Source organism: Glaciihabitans arcticus (genome assembly GCF_004310685.1).
In the GTDB taxonomy this organism is placed as follows: Bacteria; Actinomycetota; Actinomycetes; order Actinomycetales; family Microbacteriaceae; genus Conyzicola; species Conyzicola arctica.
The window spans coordinates 170,973-187,795 of sequence record NZ_SISG01000002.1; the positions used below are offsets into that span (position 1 = coordinate 170,973).

At 66.8% G+C, this 16,823-nt stretch carries 19 protein-coding genes and 1 tRNA gene; 10 read left to right on the forward strand and 10 right to left on the reverse strand.

The genetic code is table 11. From position 1 onward, the window contains the following. The first annotated feature begins 4 nt into the window (after positions 1-4). The gene (locus tag EYE40_RS14955; protein ID WP_161972411.1) at positions 5-730 is read left to right on the forward strand and encodes an alpha/beta fold hydrolase; all 726 of its coding nucleotides are present in this window, start codon (positions 5-7) and stop codon (positions 728-730) included. On the opposite strand, the gene EYE40_RS14960 is transcribed toward EYE40_RS14955, so the two are convergent. After that, the gene (locus EYE40_RS14960) at positions 708-1,325 is read right to left on the reverse strand and encodes an NUDIX domain-containing protein (RefSeq protein ID WP_130983068.1); all 618 of its coding nucleotides are present in this window, start codon (positions 1,323-1,325) and stop codon (positions 708-710) included. The two genes, EYE40_RS14955 and EYE40_RS14960, sit on opposite strands and share 23 nt — an antisense overlap. A 180-nt stretch (positions 1,326-1,505) precedes the next feature. Here EYE40_RS14960 and EYE40_RS14965 point away from each other — a divergent pair, with 180 nt between their 5' ends. Further along, positions 1,506-2,462 (forward strand): NADP-dependent oxidoreductase, encoded by a 957-nt coding sequence (locus EYE40_RS14965; protein WP_240034867.1) that lies wholly within the window; start codon positions 1,506-1,508, stop codon positions 2,460-2,462. 206 nt (positions 2,463-2,668) lie between these two features. On the opposite strand, the gene EYE40_RS14970 is transcribed toward EYE40_RS14965, so the two are convergent. The 6 genes from EYE40_RS14970 to EYE40_RS14995 form a co-directional block, all read right to left on the reverse strand. Next, positions 2,669-3,199, reverse strand: coding sequence for a GNAT family N-acetyltransferase (locus EYE40_RS14970; RefSeq protein WP_130983070.1), 531 nt, complete (start codon positions 3,197-3,199; stop codon positions 2,669-2,671). A gap of 101 nt (positions 3,200-3,300) precedes the next feature. Further along, on the reverse strand, positions 3,301-3,993 hold the full coding sequence (rplA, locus tag EYE40_RS14975) for a 50S ribosomal protein L1 (RefSeq protein ID WP_130983071.1): 693 nt from the start codon (positions 3,991-3,993) through the stop codon (positions 3,301-3,303). After that, positions 3,993-4,424: a 50S ribosomal protein L11 gene (gene rplK / locus EYE40_RS14980; protein ID WP_130983072.1), complete on the reverse strand. Its 432-nt coding sequence runs from the start codon at positions 4,422-4,424 to the stop codon at positions 3,993-3,995. The genes rplA and rplK overlap by 1 nt, the downstream gene beginning before the upstream one ends. An 82-nt stretch (positions 4,425-4,506) precedes the next feature. Continuing rightward, a complete protein-coding gene (nusG, locus tag EYE40_RS14985; protein WP_130983073.1) occupies positions 4,507-5,517 on the reverse strand; it encodes a transcription termination/antitermination protein NusG in 1,011 nt (336 codons plus the stop codon). Positions 5,518-5,583: 66 nt separating this feature from the next. Next, complete coding sequence (secE, locus tag EYE40_RS14990) at positions 5,584-5,862, reverse strand: preprotein translocase subunit SecE (protein WP_161972412.1); 279 nt, start codon at positions 5,860-5,862, stop codon at positions 5,584-5,586. Positions 5,863-5,945: 83 nt separating this feature from the next. Then, positions 5,946-6,018, reverse strand: a tRNA-Trp gene (locus EYE40_RS14995). A 157-nt stretch (positions 6,019-6,175) separates the two neighbouring features. On the opposite strand from EYE40_RS14995, the gene EYE40_RS15000 reads away from it, so the two are divergent. Both EYE40_RS15000 and EYE40_RS15005 read left to right on the forward strand, forming a co-directional pair. After that, positions 6,176-7,372 carry a pyridoxal phosphate-dependent aminotransferase gene (locus EYE40_RS15000; RefSeq protein WP_130983075.1) on the forward strand — a complete coding sequence of 399 codons (1,197 nt, stop codon included), beginning with the start codon at positions 6,176-6,178 and terminating at the stop codon, positions 7,370-7,372. A gap of 294 nt (positions 7,373-7,666) precedes the next feature. After that, positions 7,667-8,392 (forward strand): DUF559 domain-containing protein, encoded by a 726-nt coding sequence (locus EYE40_RS15005; protein WP_161972413.1) that lies wholly within the window; start codon positions 7,667-7,669, stop codon positions 8,390-8,392. A 66-nt stretch (positions 8,393-8,458) separates the two neighbouring features. Here the strand turns inward: EYE40_RS15005 and EYE40_RS15010 are convergent, their stop codons facing one another. After that, entirely contained in the window at positions 8,459-9,106 is a 648-nt protein-coding gene (locus EYE40_RS15010) for a LuxR C-terminal-related transcriptional regulator (RefSeq protein WP_130983077.1), read from the reverse strand. Then, positions 9,099-10,235 (reverse strand): PspC domain-containing protein, encoded by a 1,137-nt coding sequence (locus EYE40_RS15015; protein ID WP_240034868.1) that lies wholly within the window; start codon positions 10,233-10,235, stop codon positions 9,099-9,101. The genes EYE40_RS15010 and EYE40_RS15015 overlap by 8 nt, the downstream gene beginning before the upstream one ends. 102 nt (positions 10,236-10,337) lie before the next feature. Here EYE40_RS15015 and EYE40_RS15020 point away from each other — a divergent pair, with 102 nt between their 5' ends. After that, positions 10,338-11,753 carry a PspC domain-containing protein gene (locus tag EYE40_RS15020; protein ID WP_130983079.1) on the forward strand — a complete coding sequence of 472 codons (1,416 nt, stop codon included), beginning with the start codon at positions 10,338-10,340 and terminating at the stop codon, positions 11,751-11,753. After that, positions 11,753-11,980 (forward strand): hypothetical protein, encoded by a 228-nt coding sequence (locus tag EYE40_RS15025; RefSeq protein WP_130983080.1) that lies wholly within the window; start codon positions 11,753-11,755, stop codon positions 11,978-11,980. The genes EYE40_RS15020 and EYE40_RS15025 overlap by 1 nt, the downstream gene beginning before the upstream one ends. 41 nt (positions 11,981-12,021) lie before the next feature. On the opposite strand, the gene EYE40_RS15030 is transcribed toward EYE40_RS15025, so the two are convergent. Beyond that, positions 12,022-13,200: a glycosyl hydrolase family 18 protein gene (locus EYE40_RS15030; RefSeq protein WP_204742279.1), complete on the reverse strand. Its 1,179-nt coding sequence runs from the start codon at positions 13,198-13,200 to the stop codon at positions 12,022-12,024. Between the two features lie 178 nt (positions 13,201-13,378). Between EYE40_RS15030 and EYE40_RS15035 the strand changes: the two genes are divergently transcribed. Genes EYE40_RS15035 through EYE40_RS15050 form a run of 4 tightly spaced genes read left to right on the forward strand, consistent with a single transcriptional unit; the run spans position 13,379 to position 16,823 of the window. Continuing rightward, a complete protein-coding gene (locus EYE40_RS15035) occupies positions 13,379-14,263 on the forward strand; it encodes an ABC transporter ATP-binding protein (protein ID WP_130983082.1) in 885 nt (294 codons plus the stop codon). Beyond that, positions 14,260-15,069, forward strand: a complete 810-nt coding sequence (locus EYE40_RS15040; RefSeq protein WP_130983083.1) for an ABC transporter permease — start codon at positions 14,260-14,262, stop codon at positions 15,067-15,069. Before EYE40_RS15035 ends, EYE40_RS15040 begins: the two co-directional genes overlap by 4 nt. Further along, positions 15,070-16,212 (forward strand): sensor histidine kinase, encoded by a 1,143-nt coding sequence (locus EYE40_RS15045; RefSeq protein WP_130983084.1) that lies wholly within the window; start codon positions 15,070-15,072, stop codon positions 16,210-16,212. Further along, the gene (locus EYE40_RS15050) at positions 16,209-16,823 is read left to right on the forward strand and encodes a response regulator (RefSeq protein ID WP_130983085.1); all 615 of its coding nucleotides are present in this window, start codon (positions 16,209-16,211) and stop codon (positions 16,821-16,823) included. The genes EYE40_RS15045 and EYE40_RS15050 overlap by 4 nt, the downstream gene beginning before the upstream one ends.

Sequence of the window (16,823 nt, forward strand, 5' to 3'; positions counted from 1 at the left end):
GTTCGTGCTGCTCCACGGGCTGGGCGGGGATCGCCGCCAGCCCATGAGCCTGCTTCAGCCAGCGCTACCCGAGGGCGCCGTCGTCTTCGCCCCTGATGTGCGGGCGCACGGTACATCCACCCTCATCGGCAGCGCGGAGCACTTCACACTCGACGCTCTTGCAGGCGAGGTCGCCGCGTCACTGCCCCACGGCCCGCTCACGATCCTCGGCATCTCGATGGGCGCGGCCCTCGCGCTGCGCCTCGCCCTGCGCGGCGACCTCGATATCGAGCGACTGGTCTTCGTGCGTCCCGCGTTCACCGACCGGCCGCTGCCCGCGAACCTCGCCGCGTTTCCCGTGATGGGCGCGCTGCTGCGCGACCACGGAGCGCGTCGGGCCGAGAAGCTGTTCCGCGAGACCGACTACTTCGCCGAGCTCGAGGCAGCCTCCCCGCTGGGCGCGGAGGGTGCGATCGAGCAGTTCAAGAAGCCCGAGGCCGTCGCGCGCGCTCTTCGGCTGATCGAGATCCCGCGGCACGCAGCGTTCACCCGCGAGGAGATCGCCTCGGTCGACCTGCCGGCCACGGTGATCGCGGCCGAACGCGACCCGGTGCATCCGGTGTCCGTCGCGGAGCTGTGGCACGCCGGCCTGCCGCACTCTGTGCTCGAACGCGTTCCGGCCCGGGATGACGGCATGCGCGACTACGTCGCCACAACCCGCGCGGCGGTCAGCGCGGCGCTCGCCCGCTGAACGGGCCACTCAGCACGGCCCACTGGAGCAGCATGATCGTCTTGGCGTCCGCGATGCCTGAGCCGATCATCCCGAGCGCTTCATCGATGTCGAGCTCGACGAGATCGATGTGCTCACCCTCGTGCGCGAGTCCGCCGCCCGCGTGCTCGCGGGTCGAGGAGTCGTAGGGCGCGGCGTAGAAGTGCAGGCGCTCGGTCACCGAGCCGGGGCTCATAAACGCATCGAAGACGTGCTCGACCTCGCCGACGCGGTGCCCGGTCTCCTCGATCGCCTCCCGTCGGATCGCCGTCTCCGGGTCGTCATCGTCGAGCAGGCCGGCCGCGGTCTCGATGAGCATGCCGTCGGGATGACCGTTCACATATGCGGGGTACCGGAACTGCGCGGTCAGCAGCACCGTGCGCCGCGTCGAGTCGTACAGCAGGATCGTCGCCCCGTTGCCGCGGTCGTAGGTCTCGCGGGACTGGCTGGACCAGGCTCCGTCGGCACCCTGGTAGTCGAAGGTCGTGGTGTGCAGGCGGTACCAGTTGTCGCTCAGCAGGCGGATATCGCGCACCCGAACCCGCGGATTGGAGACCGGCGGCTCGTCGGCACCCACTAGTTTCCTGCCCGGAAGAGCCGTAAACCTGTACCCATTTGTCTACCCCTCTTACGAACATGTTTCCAGACCAGACTAGCGGCGGCACTTTTGTTGACAATGAAGGAACCTCGCCGTAACAACACCGAATCATTGGCCCCCTTTACTGGGGTAACGCAAGAAAGGGCGATGATGACGACTATGCGAGCAATCGTGATGGATGCCACGGGCACCCCCGACGTGCTGCGGACCGCCGAGGTGGACAAACCGGGCAAGGTCAACTCCGAATTCCTGGTCAAGGTCATCGCCGCCGGCATCAACCCGATCGAGGCCAAGACCCGGGCCGGTCGCGGCATCTCCGCCGCCATCGCGTCCTACCCCGCTGTGCTCGGCAACGACTTCAGCGGGATCGTCGTCGAGACGCCCTACGAGGCGCACCCGATCAAGGTCGGCGACGAGGTGTACGGAATGTCCTCGTTCCCGAGAGCGACAGGCAGCTACGCCGAGTTCCTCGCCGTGCACAGTCTCAGCATCGCGCGCAAGCCCAAGTCGCTCTCTCACGTCGAGGCGGCCGGAGTTCCCCTCGCCGCGCTCACCGCGTGGGGCATGGTCGTCGAGGTCGCCAAGGCACACGAGAGTCAGCGCATCCTCATCCACGCCGGCTCCGGCGGGGTGGGCCACTTCGCCGTGCAGTTCGCCCGCTACTTCGGTGCCCACGTGATCGCCACCGGCTCGGAGCGCAACGTCGGCTGGCTTACCGAGCTCGGCGCGCACCAGGCCATCGATTACACGTCGACCCGCTTCGAAGACGTCGTCTCGGGTGTCGACGTCGTCATCGATCTTGTCGGCAATGTGCACGATGACACGGGATCCCGCTCGCTCGGCGTCCTCCGCCCGGGCGGCCTCATCATCAACGCCCCCACCGGAAGCTGGCCCACCTTCCTCGACGACGCGGCCTCTGCCGGGCTCCGTGCCACGAGCTACAAGGTAGCCGGCGACGGCTCCACCCTCGCGGTCATCTCGAGGCTGCTCGAGTCGGGAGACGTGCGCGTCTTCGTCGACCAGGTCTTCGACCTCGACGATGCAGCGGCAGCCCACACCGCCCTCGAAGCCGGTCACACCCGGGGCAAGATCGTGCTGAAGGTCTCTGACTACTAGAACTCCAGCGAAACCTCAGTCGCAGGCTCCTTCGGGACTGGCGTCGCGGAATCGCTGGCGCGATTCTTATAGCTCCAGCGAAACCTCAGTCGCAGGCTCCTTCGGGACTGGCGTCGCGGAATCGCTGGCGCGATTCTTATAGCTCCAGCGAAACCTCAGTCGCAGGCTCCTTCGGGACTGGCGTCGCGGAATCGCTGGCGCGATTCTTATAGCTCCAGCGTCCGTACAAAGTCATCTTCCCAGCGCTCGCCCACCAGGAACTTCTTGGTGCCGACGCGCTCGAAGCCCTGCTTCTCGTAGAACCGGTTCGCATTCGGGTTCAATTCGTTGACCCCGAGCCAGACGCTCGCCGCGCCCCGCTCGCGTGCGGCATCCACGGTTGCGCCGACGAGCTCGCGAGCCAGACCCGATCCGTGGAAGCCCTCGAGCACGTAGACCTTGCTGAGCTCAGCGGTCGGGCGCACGGTGACGACCGACGCGACGTCGGGATCCGAGGGCTCTGCGAACACGAGCATGGTGTACCCGGCGGGAGTGCCGTCGACCTCGCCGATGAACAGATCCCGGGCGGGGTCGGCGAGATAGTCGCCGAACCTGGCCTCCGAGAGATGGGTGCCGATGAAGTCGGCGATCGCCTCGGGCGTTGTGCCGGGAGGGCACGCGAGGGCGAAGGTCGCCACGGCCAGCGCGTGCAGGAGCGCAGCGTCATCCCGAATCGCACGTCGAATAATGGTGGTCATGTCATCTCCTGTCGGGAGTGCAGAAAAGGGGCCCGCCGAAGCGGACCCCTTCCCTTAACAAACTGGCGTGCGCCGCAGCAGCGGCGGCGCACCATCAAGCACTAGACCAGCGCGTTGATGTCGAGCGGGATGCCCGGACCAAAGGTCGTCGAAACGGTGCCCTTGGTGATGTAGCGGCCCTTCGAGCTGGACGGCTTCGAGCGAACGATCTCGTCGAGAGCTGCCTTGATGTTGTCAGCGAGCTGCTCCTCGGTGAAGGAGGCCTTGCCGGCGACGAAGTGCACGTTGGAGTGCTTGTCGACGCGGAACTCGATCTTTCCACCCTTGATGTCGGACACAGCCTTGGCGGTGTCCATCGTCACGGTACCGGTCTTCGGGTTCGGCATAAGGCCACGCGGGCCGAGTACCTTACCGAGACGACCGACCTGGCCCATGAGCTCAGGGGTCGAGACGGCTGCGTCGAACGCGGTGTAACCGCCGGCAACCTTCTCGATGAGCTCAGCGCCACCGACCTCGTCTGCGCCAGCGGCGATAGCTGCCTCAGCAGCGGGGCCGGTTGCGAAGACGATGACGCGGGCGGTCTTGCCGGTTCCGTGCGGCAGGATGACGGTTCCACGAACCATCTGGTCTGCCTTGCGGGGGTCGACACCGAGCTTGAGGGCGACCTCGATCGTGGAGTCGAACTTTGCGGAGCCCGTCACGCGAGCGACATTGACTGCCTCGCTCGGCGTGTAGAACTTGCCTTCCTCGATCTTCTCGAGTGCTGCCTTGTAGGACTTGGAGTTCTTGGCCATTATGCGTCCACCGTGATTCCCATAGAGCGAGCGGTGCCCGCAATGATCTTCATCGCGCCTTCAACGTCATTGGCGTTGAGGTCGACCATCTTCTGCTCGGCGATAGCGCGAACCTGGTCCTTGGTCAGCTTCGCAACCTTGACGGTGTGCGGCGTTCCCGAACCCTTGGCGACGCCGGCAGCCTTCTTGATGAGCTCCGCCGCGGGCGGGGTCTTCAGGATGAAGGTGAACGAGCGGTCTTCGTACACGGTGATCTCAACGGGGATGACGTTGCCGCGCTGCGACTCGGTCGCAGCGTTGTACGCCTTGCAGAACTCCATGATGTTCACGCCGTGCTGTCCCAGTGCCGGGCCGATAGGCGGGGCGGGGTTGGCAGCGCCAGCGTTGATCTGAAGCTTGATCAGACCAGTGACTTTCTTCTTCGGTGCCATTCTTTTTCCTTTTCTGTTCGAGTGACTCTTGCGAGCCTCTCTCCCGCCACCCGGTTGGGCGCGGTGACTTCTTCAGCCGGGGCTAAAGCTTGGTGACCTGGTCGAAGCTGAGCTCGACCGGGGTCTCACGCTCGAAGAGCGACACGAGCACGGTGAGCTTGCCGCTCTCCGGCTTGATCTCGCTGATCGAACCGGGAAGGCCCGCGAACGAACCCTCCTTGATCGTGATGGTCTCGCCGATCTCGAAGTCGATCTCGGCAGGGATCGCACGCGACGGCGTCTTGCCCTTGCCGCCGGGGGTCTTCGAGGCCGGGGCCTCGACGATCTGAACGAGGCTCTTCAGCATGTTGAAGGCCTCCTCGAAACGCAGCGGCGTCGGGTTGTGGGCGTTGCCCACGAAGCCGGTGACGCCGGGGGTGTGACGCACGACCGACCAGGAGTCCTCGTTGAGGTCCATGAGCACGAGCACGTATCCGGGGATGCGCACGCGGTTGACGAGCTTGCGCTGGCCGTTCTTGATCTCGACGACGTCTTCCATCGGAACCTCGACCTGGTAGATGAACTCTTCCATGGTCATGGAAACCTTGCGGTTCTCGATGTTCTGCTTCACGCGCTTCTCAAAACCTGCATACGAGTGGATGACGTACCACTTGCCCTGCTTGGCCTTGAGCTCGGCGCGGAATGCCTCGTAGGGATCGGCGTCGGGGTCGACCTCGGCCGCAGCTTCGTCGTCACCCAGTTCCGGCCCGTCGTAGGGGGCGACATCGTGGGACTCGTTGGCCTCTTCTTCGGCCTCGAGATCGGCTTCGTCATCCGTCGCCGCAACAGAGGCGTCGGCTTCATCCGCTGAATCGATGTCAAGCGCGTCGTCGACGATCTTGTCGGCTTCGGGATCCATAGCTGCGTCGAGAGCCTCGAGGAGACCGGCGAGGTCACCCTCTTCGTCTTCTTCAACGTGGATGGCCGCGTGCTCAGCGGAGTCCACCGAGTTCTCGTCGGCGGCGAGGGTGTTGCCCTCCTGGAACTCGTCCTCTTCGGAGGACTGCTCGGCTGCCGTCGCGAGGTCGATATCGTCGCGGTGGTTGTCAGACACGGGATCTCATTCCATTTCTTTGAAGCGGTTATCGGCGCACTGCGGCGCTGAAGATGTGGGGGCCGGTTAGGCGGGTGTGCCGTTGCCGAACACGATGTTCACAACGAACGAGAAGACCCAGTCGAGGCCCGAGACGAGCGCCATCATGATGATGACGAACACGAGCACGACCAGCGTGAAGCTGATGAGCTCTTTGCGGGTCGGGGTGACGACCTTCTTCAGCTCTGCGACGACCTGGCGCATGAACAGGGTGAAGCGCCCGAGGGGTCCACGCTTGTCAGCGCGGTCCTTGCGGGCATTGGCGACGACGTCCTCGCTGGGCTCGTCGATGATTTTTCTAGCCACTTTCACTACCTTCCGACAGTCGTACATGTGCGACTGCGTCGTTGTCGTGCCGGCGCCCCACACGGAGTGTGTGGGGGAACCTGCAGGGCGGACAGGACTCGAACCTGCAACCTGCGGTTTTGGAGACCGCTGCTCTACCAATTGAGCCACCGCCCTTTGCGCTGACACCGGAGTGTCGGCACGGGCGCTTCACCACACAGTTCTACGCACTGGATGTGCGGAGAGGGCGCGCGAAAGCATGGAGGATTTCACCTACCGGGTCAAGTGTAAGGCATGATCACGCCTCACCCAATCTCGGCCTTAAGATTATCGGGTGAACCGAATCTCGCAGAGAATTGCCGCCATCGCCGAGTCTGCCACCCTGAAAGTGGATGCGAAAGCCAAGGCGCTCCAGGCGCAGGGCCGCCCCGTGATCAGCTATGCGGCGGGCGAGCCGGACTTCGCCACCCCGTCGAACGTCGTCGACGCCGCATCCAACGCCGTGCTCGATCCGAAGAACTACCGCTATACGCCGGCCGCAGGTCTCCCCGAACTGCGCCAGGCGATCGCCTTCAAGACGGCACGCGACAGCGGGCTGACCGTCGAGCCATCGCAGGTCATCGTGACCAATGGCGGCAAGCAGGCTGTGTACCAGGCCTTCGCGACCCTTCTCGACCCGGGCGACGAGGCCATCCTGCCCGCGCCGTACTGGACGACCTACCCCGAGGCCGTGAAGCTCGCGGGCGGAGTACCCGTCGAGGTGTTCGCCGGAAGCGACCAGGACTACCTCGTGACCGTCGAACAGCTGGAAGCCGCACGCACCGACCGCACCAAGGTTCTGCTCTTCGTCTCGCCGTCCAACCCGACCGGTGCCGTCTACACGCTCGAGCAGACCCGCGCCATCGGCGAGTGGGCACTGGAGCACGGCATCTGGATCATCGCCGACGAGATCTACCAGAACCTCGTTTATGGGGTCGTGGCGCACTCGATCGTTTCCGCCGTGCCCGCCCTCGCCGACACCACCATCCTCGTGAACGGTGTCGCCAAGACCTACGCCATGACCGGATGGCGACTCGGTTGGATGGTCGGCCCGAAAGACGTCATCGCGGCAGCATCCAACCTGCAGTCCCACCTGTCATCCAACGTGTCCAACATCTCGCAGCGTGCCGCCATCGAGGCACTCACCGGCCCGCAGGACGCCGTTGAGGAGATGCGCCAGTCGTTCGAACGCCGTCGCGACGTGATCGTTGCGGAGCTGAACCGCATCCCGGGCGTCATCTGCCCGACGCCGGAAGGCGCCTTCTACGTGTACCCCGACGTGACCGGCCTGCTCGGTCGCGAGTGGGGCGGTGTCACGCCGACCACCTCGCTCGAGCTGGCCGATCTGATCCTCGACCAGGTCGAGGTCGCGGTGGTGCCCGGCGAGGCATTCGGACCGTCGGGGTACCTGCGCCTGTCGTACGCGCTCGGTGACGCGCCGCTGCTCGAGGGCGTGCAGCGCCTGCAGGGGCTGTTCGGGGTGCGGGAGTAGGTTCCCCCGCCGAGTTGCCCACTTCTGCTGCCTGATCCTTGGCGAAGAGGACGTTTTCGGGCGACTCGATCCCCGTGTGGAGAGCTCGAGCCGTAGGACTAAGGCGAAGCGCAAGATTCTTCGATGCACCCCGAAAGCCTTCCGCCCGCATTCGTTGACAGGCGCTTTTCCGTCCGGGAAGCCCTCCACAACGGAGTAAGCCCAGGTCGCCTGAGGGCGAGCGATCTCGACGCAACTGTGTGGGGCGTTCGAGCAAGCACTGTCGCTGACGCTGACCTGCTTCACCGGGCGGCGTTGTTCTCGTCGCGACTTCCCACCGAATCACTGTTCAGCCACTCGACGGCGGCGCGTCTGATCGGCATCCCGGTGCCCTGGTGGTCGGAACGGGATGCCCGGCTCCACGTGAGCGTCGCCGCTCCCCGTCGGGCGCCTCACGCGGCCGGCATCATCGGTCACCGGTCCCGACTCACGGAACGCGACGGTGTGGTGATGCGCGGCGTGCGCGTGACATCCCCTGTTCGAACATGGCTCGATCTCGCTTCGATGGTCAGGTTCGCCGACCTGGTAGCGGCCGGCGACTACATCATTCACTGGCGCCTGCCGCTGGCCGAGCGCGACGAACTCTCCCGCGCCGTCGAGAGCTTCGGTCGTGCTCGCGGTGCAATCAATCTGCGAAAGGCGTTGCCGTTGCTGAGCGACCGCGCGGAGTCACCTCCCGAGTCGGAGTTGCGGGTAATCCTCGCCGTGGCCGGCCTCCCCTCACCGGACATCAATCACGCGCTCGTCGATACGGACACGGGACGACATCTTCGCCCCGACTTCACCTTTCGCGAACACAGGGTGATTCTCGAGTACCAGGGGGACTACCACCGCACTCGCGAGCAGTGGCGAAAGGACATGACGCGTCGATCCAAACTCGAGGCCGAGGGCTGGTACGTCATGGAGATCAACGCAGACGATCTGAGAAGCCCGGAGGAGTTGGTTGCGCGTGTGCGAACCGTTCTGGCACGGCGTCGCTGACGAGTTGCCCACTTCTGCTGCCTAGGAGGGCATTGAGAGGACGTTTTTGGGCAACTCGGCCGGGCCCTACAGCAGCTTGCGCTCGAGCGCCCAGGCCGTGAGCTCGTGGCGGGAGCTCAGTTGCAGCTTGCGCAGCACCGCCGAGACGTGGGTCTCGACCGTCTTGATCGAGATGAAGAGGGACGCCGCCACCTCCTTGTAGGCGAAACCGCGGGCGATGAGGCGCATGACCTCCTGCTCCCGGGCGCTGAGCCGGTCGAGCTCGTCATCGGTGGCTGCCTGTTCACCGGTGACAGCGCCGAAGGCATCGAGCACAAAGCCGGCCAGACGGGGCGAGAAGACGGCGTCTCCGGATGCCACGGCCGCAACGGCCCGCGAGACCTCGAGCCCTGACGAGCCCTTCGTGATGTACCCGCGGGCTCCGGCCCGGATCACGCCCACCACGTCCTCGGCGGAATCGGAGACCGAGAGAGCGAGGAACCGTACCCGGTCGAGCAGGGCTGCCGAGCGGCGCAGCACCTCGGCTCCCCCGCCGCCGGCGCCCCCGGGCAGGTGGACGTCCAGCAGCACGACCTCGGGCAGCAGGGCGGCGATCTGCGCCACGGCGTCATCCACCGTCGCGGCCTCACCGAGCACCTCGACGGAGGAGTCGAGGTCGGCGCGCAACCCCGAGCGGAAGATGGAGTGGTCGTCGACGATGATCACGCTAGTCATGGGGCACCTCCAGGTGCAGGTGGATCTCGGTTCCGGTGCCGTCCGCACCGACGCCGATGGTGGCCGAACCACCGGCACGGGACATCCGGCCAATGATCGATTCTCTGATGCCGAGCCGGTCATCGGGCACCGAGTCGAGGTCGACGCCGGGGCCGCGATCGCGCACGAACACGTCGATAGCCGAGACCGTGGACTCGAGGTACACCGACACCTCGCCGCCCGCGTGCCGGGCCGCGTTCAGCATCGCCTCACGCGCGGCTGCGACGAGTGCCGAAGGTGACGGGCCGAACTCGCCGACCGCGACCACGTCGATGCGCACGGCGTAGTCCAGCTCGATGAGTGCGGCGATCTCGCGCAGTTCAGAGGCGAGATCCGCGTCGACGGGGGCCGAGCCGGTGAACAGCCAGTCGCGCAGCTCGCGCTCCTGGGCGCGCGCGATGCGAGCGACTTCGGATGACGCCCCCGCCCGGTTCTGGATCAACGCCAGCGTCTGCAGCACCGAGTCGTGCAGGTGTGCCGCGATCTCCGCCCGCTGCTCATCGCGCACGCGCGCCGTCTGCGAGGCCTGCAGCTCCGCCCACAGGGCGACCACCCGGGGCGCGACCACCACGCCGACGCCGAGCACGATGAGTCCGACGGCGAGCACCGCGTTGATGGCGGCCGGACGCGAGAGCAGCACGACCAGCCCCGTCACCAGGAGGATGCCCGATCCGAGACCTCGCACCCACAGCGCGTACTCGCGCGTGCGGTCGGGGTCGGTGCGATCCAGGGTCAGGCTCCACGCGACGGCCGCGCCGATCGTGAGCACGACGGCGATGAGGGCGTTGGTGGCGAGCGCGTCAGCTCCGGTCGCGGCCGTCGCGACGATGATCGCGGCGATCGCACCCGCTCCGACGAGCAGGGCGGCGACGGGGGCACGGCGGGTGACGGGCGCCGCGTCATCCGGAACCAGAGGAACCAGCGCCCACAGCCACAGGTACAGCAACGCGCCCGCCCCGCCCAGAAGGGTGGAGGCGATGAAGGCGAAGCGCACCGTGCCGAGCTTCCAGCCGAGGTGCAGAGCGACGGCCTCACTTACCCCGCCGAGCGCGTTGGAGCGCTCGCGCAGCAGGGGAGGTCGAGGGGTCACCCTTGAATCCAAGCAGAGAAAGCCCGCCCCGAACCCGAAGTCAGGGTGCGATCAGGGGAATACCCCATAGCTGCGCGCGCCGGGCTCGGCCACCATCGAGGTATGTCCACTACCGAACCGCCCACAGCAGGGCCCACGCCGGAGACACCCCCGGCCAACGACACACGCTTCTTCTCCTGGATGCGCTCGCTCGGCATCCGACGCCAGGATGGCTGGATCGGCGGCGTCGCCGGCGGCATCGCCCAGCGCACCGGCATCGACCCGCTCATCGTGCGCGGCATCCTCGTGGTGCTCGCCCTGTTCGGCGCACCCGCGCTGCTGCTCTACGCCGCCGCCTGGCTGCTGCTGCCCGACTCGGGCAACAAGATCCACCTCGAAGAGGCCATCGCCGGCCGCTTCGAGGCGCCGCTCGCCGGCATCGGCGCGATGGTGGCCCTCTCCTTCATCCCCGCCGCGCCGGGCCTGTGGTTCTTCCCGGGCTACGGCGACTGGGGCAACTGGGGCTCGGGCCTCGGCCGCGGCATCTGGACCCTCCTGCTCATCGGCGCCCTCGTTTGGTTCCTCATCTGGGTGGCACAGCGCAGCAACGGGACGCCCACGCCCACGGCCACTTCCTTCACCACCCCCGAGCCGCCCGCTCCCCCGACCGGTGCACTGCCCGAGGATGTCGCAGCCTGGCGTACCAGCCAGGCCGAGTGGAAGGCGCAGCACGCCAACTGGCGCAACCAGCAGGCCACCGCAGCCAGCCAGGAGGCCCGTGCACGAGCTCGCGCGGCCAGCGCGGAACGCGCTCGGCTCTATAACGAGGAGCGCGAGCGCTCGCGCCCCAACCACCTCGTCTCGTTCATCGTGGTGGGCACCGCCATCCTCGTGGGAGCGATCGTCGCCCTCGCGGTGGGCGGCGGCGAGACCTTCGACGTGAGCGTGATGCGGGCGTCGCTCGGATCCGCCCTCGCCGTGCTCGGACTCGGCGTGCTCGCCGCCGGCGCACTCGGCAAGCGTTCGGGAGGCCCGGGCGGGTTCGCGGTTCCCGTGATCGTGGTGCTCGTCGCCACGAGCGGCGTGCCGCTCGGCGGTAACTTCTCGCCGGTCGCGGCGGACGGCTACTCGCCGCGCAACGACACGAGCGAGACCCGCAGCACCGACAACTACGTGCTCGGCGGCGGATCGACCACCCTCGACCTGCGGGACTACTACAACTCCTCGGCCTCGACGACCGGCACGGCCGACCCCGACGACCGCATCAACTTCGTTATGGGCGGCGGCTCGCTGCGGGTGATCGTGCCCGACGACCAGTACGTGGATCTCACCGCCACGATGGGCGGCGGCCGACTCGCGATCGAGCAGAACGACAACGTGCGAACCGGCGGCCCGCTGCTCATCCGCCGCGAGGAATTCATCCCCGAGGGCTTCGAACAGGGTGACGAGTTCACCAGGACCCTCGAACTCAACATCATCATGGGCGGCGGATCGATAGACGTCGTCAGCGCAGGAACAGCCACGGAGGACGAGAACTGATGACCGACGAGACGACAACCCCCACCCGCCCCGGACCCCGGTGGGGCACCCTCAGCTGGGGCGTGATCCTGCTCATCATCGCGGGGCTCGCCATCACCGGATCCCTGGTTGATCCAGCCCTCATCACGGGAACGGTGGTGCTGTGGAGCATCGCGGCCGTCGGCGGGCTGATCGTGGTCGGGGCCATCGTTGCGGCGATCATCCGGGCCGCTTCACAAAGAGCATAAGAAATGGGGGCAGCCACTCCGGCTGCCCCCTTTTCAGAACGTTAGACGACCTTCCACGGCCCCCACTGGTCGGCGCCGGGGACGTCGCCCTGCGTCCACCATGCGGCGCGGTAGGTCACTCCGTTGTAGAGCACGGTGTCACCGCCGACGTAGACCTGGCCGGCCGTCCAGGTCGTGGCGCCCGGGTCGGTCGGATCGGTGGGCTCTTCCGGATCCTCCGGCTCGACCGGCGGGGATCCCAGGTGCTGGCCGACGACGTTCGCGAAGTTGTAGCCGTTGGACGCATCCCAGTTGATCGACCAGGTCATCGCACCGCGCAGGGTCGGGTACTTGGCCGCGGGCTTGTATGAGCCGCAGTTCACCCCGACAGTGAGGCAGTCGTAGGCCGCGTTCACAACCGTCGGGTTCACGTAGCCGCTGCCGGCACCGGAGGGCGAGGCGGGCAGGCCGAGTCCGACCTGGTCAGCGCGCAGGTGACCGTCGAGCAGAATGTCGGCGAGCGCCGTCTGGAAGTCGACGGTGCCCGAGCTGTAGGCCTTTCCGTCACGTCCGAGCATGGATCCCGAGTTGTAGTACTGCGTGTTCACCACGGTGATGAGGTCGGCGACCTCGTCGATGAGTGCGAGGTACGACCCTCCCGGCTGCACGTAGATCGTCTCCGGCGCCATAGTGAGCACGAAATCGTCGCCGGCGAGTCCCGAGAGCTGGCGCAGCGCCGAGGTCATGTTGACGAGGTTCGGGGCGTTCTCGAGGTCGATGTCGACGCCGTCGAAACCGTACTCCTGCATCAGTGCGTAGGTGGAGGTCGCGAACGCGTTGGCCGCGCCGGCATCCGGCAGTGAGATGGCGCCATTCTGGCCGCCCACCGAGATGACCACCTGGCGTCCCTGCGACTTGAGTGTCGCGATGTCGGCGATGAACTGCGCCTTGTCGTAGCCGCCGAGCGCGGAGGTCAGCGCGGGGTCGAGGGTGAAGGTGATGCCTCCGACTGTCGGTGAGGCGTCCGCGAATGCCACGGCGACGATGCCGTACGCGTCGGGGATCTGCGACAGCTTGAGGTTGGTCGCCCCGTTGTCGAAGTTCTGCCAGTAGCCGGTGATCGTGTGGGCACGCACGTTCGGCGCGGCCTGCGCCGAGAGCGGCGCGGCGACAACAGCCCCCGCCACGGCGAGTGTTGCACCGAGGATTGCGGCCGACCAGCGCTTCGCTGGGTGAGACATGGTGTTCATCAAAAGGCACCTCCGAGTTTGTTAGTCATCTTTACTAATTCGGGTCTCTTCCACGCTAGCACGTCCCCCGTTCGGGGGGTATTGCGTACGTAGCTCCACCGATCGGTGGAGGGGAAGTTCCACCGGCACACCGCTGGCCAGAGGCGCTTCCTGCGTCCACGATGGGTACATGACCACTACCGACCCCGTCGTGAGCGTGCGCGACCTGCGTAAAAGCTACGGATCCTTCGTCGCGCTCGACGGCGTGACCTTCGACATTCAGCGCGGCGAGACCTTCGCGCTCCTCGGCCCGAACGGCGCCGGCAAGAGCACGACGATTGAGATACTCGAGGGCTACCGCGATCGCTCCGGCGGCGAGGCCACGGTGCTCGGCGTGGATCCGAGCAGGGGTGGCCTCGACTGGAAGGCCCGGCTCGGAATCGTGCTGCAGAGTTCCGGCGAAAGCGGCGCGGTCACCGTGCGGGAGCAACTCAGCCACTTCGCCTCGTTCTATCCGAACCCGCGCACTGTGGACGAGGTGATCGCAGCTGTCGGGTTGGAGAGCAAACAGAAGACACTCATCCGCAATCTCTCGGGCGGCCAGCGACGGCGGGTGGATGTCGCTCTCGGCGTGATCGGACGCCCCGAGCTTCTCTTTCTCGACGAACCCACCACCGGCTTCGACCCGGAGGCGCGGCACCAGTTCTGGGACCTCATCCGGCAGCTGAAGCGTGAGGGCACGACGATCCTGCTCACCACGCACTACCTCGACGAGGCCGCCCAGCTCGGTGACCGGGCCGGGGTCATCGCGGGCGGGCGGCTCATCGATATCGGCACCATCACCGAGATCGGCGGGGCCGAGGCCCGCACCCCGATCGTCCGCTGGACGGAGGGCGGCCCGCGCGAGCAGCTCACCACCGAGCCGGGGGCGCTCATCGCCTCACTGCAGACGAGGCTTGGACTCGAGGTGCCGGGGCTCGAGATCATCCGGCCGTCGCTCGAGGATGTGTATCTCGGGCTGGTCACTTCGACAAGCTCGATTTCGACAGGCTCAATCAGCGAGGACGCATCATGACCAACACCCTGACCCTCGGCTCGCGCCGCGTCGGCTACGAGGTGCGCCAGTACTTCCGCCAGGGCGACACCGTCTTCTTCACGTTCCTCTTCCCGCTCGTGATGCTCACCATCTTCTCGACGGCTTTCAGCGAGACCAGCTTCGGCGTCGACGATGACGGCAACAATGTGAGCGCCGCCGCCTTCTACCTGCCAGCGATGCTCGCAGCCGGGGTGCTGCTCAGCGGGCTGCAGAACATGGCCGTCGACATCGCCATGGAGAAGGGCGACGGCACCCTCAAGCGCCTCGCCGGCACACCGCTCCCGGTGTTCAGCTACTTCCTCGGCAAAATCGGGCAGGTGCTCGTGACCGGCACCCTGCAGGCCGCGGCGATCCTGCTGCTCGCCGGCGTCGTGTTCGGTGTGCGACTGCCGGATGACCCGGCCGCCTGGTTCACATTCGCCTGGGTCTTCCTGCTCGGTGTGGTGACTTCCGCGATACTCGGGATCGCACTCAGCGGGCTCCCCCGCAGTGGCAAGAGTGCGACGGCGGTCATCATCCCGATCACGCTGGTGCTGCAGTTCATCTCGGGCGTCTACCTGTCATTCACGCAGCTGCCGGACTGGCTGCAGAACGTGGCGAGCGTCTTCCCGCTCAAGTGGATGGCGCAGGGCATGCGGGCCGTGTTCCTGCCTGACGGCTACAAGACCCTCGAGCAGAGTGGCAGCTGGGACCTGCCGGGCGTTGCCCTCGTGACGCTGCTCTGGCTCGTGGTCGGCCTGGTCGCGGCGCGCTTCACCTTCCGCTGGATCCGCAAGGATAGCTGAATGGCGACTTTGCGATGGTGGCACGCGGCGGTGATCGCTGTGAGCCTCATCGTGGGCGCTGTCGCCGTCATCGACGGCTACCGGCAGGAGTGGCGGGTCGCCGGCGTGATCACCCTCGTCGTCTTCGTTCTCGCGTGGTTCACGGTGGGCAGGCTGGCTGGTGGCCGCCCTCGCCTCTCGCTCGGTTACGCGGTCTTCCTCGTGATCATCTCGGGGGTGCTGGTCGCCTTCGACCCGAACTTCGCCACCATGCAGACGATCACCTATCCGATCCTGTGGACGATCGCACCGAGCGTGAGAACAGCAATCGCGACGAGCACCGCGACCGCCGTGAGCGTGTTCTTCGGCCTCATCGTGAGCCTCGGCACCGACTCGATCGGCGAGGCCGCGATCATCGCGGCGCTCTCCCTCGGTTTCGCGATCGGCATGGGCACCTGGATTTCCCGCATCTGGAAGCTCAGCGACGAACGCCTCGCCCTCGTCGAACAGCTGCAGGCCGCCCAGACGAGCCTTGCCGCGCTGAGCCGCGACGCGGGAGTCACGAGTGAGCGCGAGCGGCTGGCGCGTGAGATCCACGACACAATCGCGCAGGACCTCACCGGGCTGGTTCTGCTCAGCCAGCAGTCGCGCCGATCCCTCGCCGCGGGTGATGTGTCAGGTGCCGAGCAGCAGCTCGCCCTGCTCGAGGAGAGCGCGCGCCTCGCCCTGAGCGAGACCCGGTCCCTCGTCGCCGCGACCTCTCCCGCCGCCCTCGACGACGGCGGCATCGGGCCGGCGCTGCAGCGACTCGCGCAGCGCTTCGAGCGCGAGACCGGCATCCGCATTCCTGTCGAGGTGGATGTCACGGCTCCCCTCGACCGCGCCACCGAGGTCGTGCTGCTCCGGTGCGCGCAGGAGGGCCTCGCGAACGTGCGGAAGCACGCGGGCGCGAGCTCGGCGGCGCTCGCACTCACGGTCGGCGAGCGCGGGATCACGCTGACCCTCGAGGACGACGGCTCCGGCTTCGACCCCGCCTCCGTTGGGCAGGGCTACGGCATCAGCGGCATGCGTGACCGGCTCGCGCTCGTGAGCGGATCCCTCGATCTCGAGACGAGTCCGGCCGGCACTCGTTTGATCGTGACGCTGCCTGGAGCTTTGTCGTGATCCGCATCCTCGTCGCCGACGACCATCCGATCGTGCGCGGCGGCATCGTTGCGCTGCTCGACGCGGCCGACGACATCGAGGTGATCGGCCAGGCCGCGACGGGGCTCGAGGCCGTGGAGCTCGCGCTGTCGCTGAAGCCGGACCTGGTGCTCATGGATCTCCGCATGCCCGGCATCGATGGCGACGAGGCCACCGCACGCATCGTGAAGGGGAGCACGGGCATCCGGATTCTGGTTCTCACCACTTATGAGTCCGACGCCAGCATTCTCACCGCGATCGAGGCGGGGGCGAGCGGTTACCTGCTGAAGGCGGCGCCGCAGGAGGAGATTTTGGCCGGCATCCGTTCGGTCGCTCGCGGCGAGGTCGCACTCGCCCCCGCGATCGCGGCCCTGCTCGTGCAGCGCATGAAGACGCCGGCGGTGACCCTGACCGCCCGCGAGACCGAAGTGCTGAAGCTCGTCGCTCAGGGTCTCAGCAATCCCGAGATCGCCGCCCGCCTGTTCGTCGGCGAGGCCACCGTGAAGACGCACCTGCTGCACGCATTCGAGAAGCTCGAGGTGAGCGACCGCACGCGCGCCGTGACGAAGGCGATGGAGCTGGGACTGCTCTGA

Excerpts from the sequence above, each read along its gene's own strand:
- EYE40_RS14965 (WP_240034867.1), top strand. The coding sequence starts at position 1,506 with ATGCGAGCAATCGTGATGGATGCCACGGGCACCCCCGACGTGCTGCGG.
- EYE40_RS14970 (WP_130983070.1), bottom strand. The coding sequence starts at position 3,199 with ATGACCACCATTATTCGACGTGCGATTCGGGATGACGCTGCGCTCCTG.
- rplA (WP_130983071.1), bottom strand. The coding sequence starts at position 3,993 with ATGGCCAAGAACTCCAAGTCCTACAAGGCAGCACTCGAGAAGATCGAG.
- rplK (WP_130983072.1), bottom strand. The coding sequence starts at position 4,424 with ATGGCACCGAAGAAGAAAGTCACTGGTCTGATCAAGCTTCAGATCAAC.
- EYE40_RS15010 (WP_130983077.1), bottom strand. The coding sequence starts at position 9,106 with ATGACTAGCGTGATCATCGTCGACGACCACTCCATCTTCCGCTCGGGG.
- EYE40_RS15020 (WP_130983079.1), top strand. The coding sequence starts at position 10,338 with ATGTCCACTACCGAACCGCCCACAGCAGGGCCCACGCCGGAGACACCC.
- EYE40_RS15025 (WP_130983080.1), top strand. The coding sequence starts at position 11,753 with ATGACCGACGAGACGACAACCCCCACCCGCCCCGGACCCCGGTGGGGC.
- EYE40_RS15030 (WP_204742279.1), bottom strand. The coding sequence starts at position 13,200 with ATGTCTCACCCAGCGAAGCGCTGGTCGGCCGCAATCCTCGGTGCAACA.
- EYE40_RS15035 (WP_130983082.1), top strand. The coding sequence starts at position 13,379 with ATGACCACTACCGACCCCGTCGTGAGCGTGCGCGACCTGCGTAAAAGC.
- EYE40_RS15040 (WP_130983083.1), top strand. The coding sequence starts at position 14,260 with ATGACCAACACCCTGACCCTCGGCTCGCGCCGCGTCGGCTACGAGGTG.
- EYE40_RS15045 (WP_130983084.1), top strand. The coding sequence starts at position 15,070 with ATGGCGACTTTGCGATGGTGGCACGCGGCGGTGATCGCTGTGAGCCTC.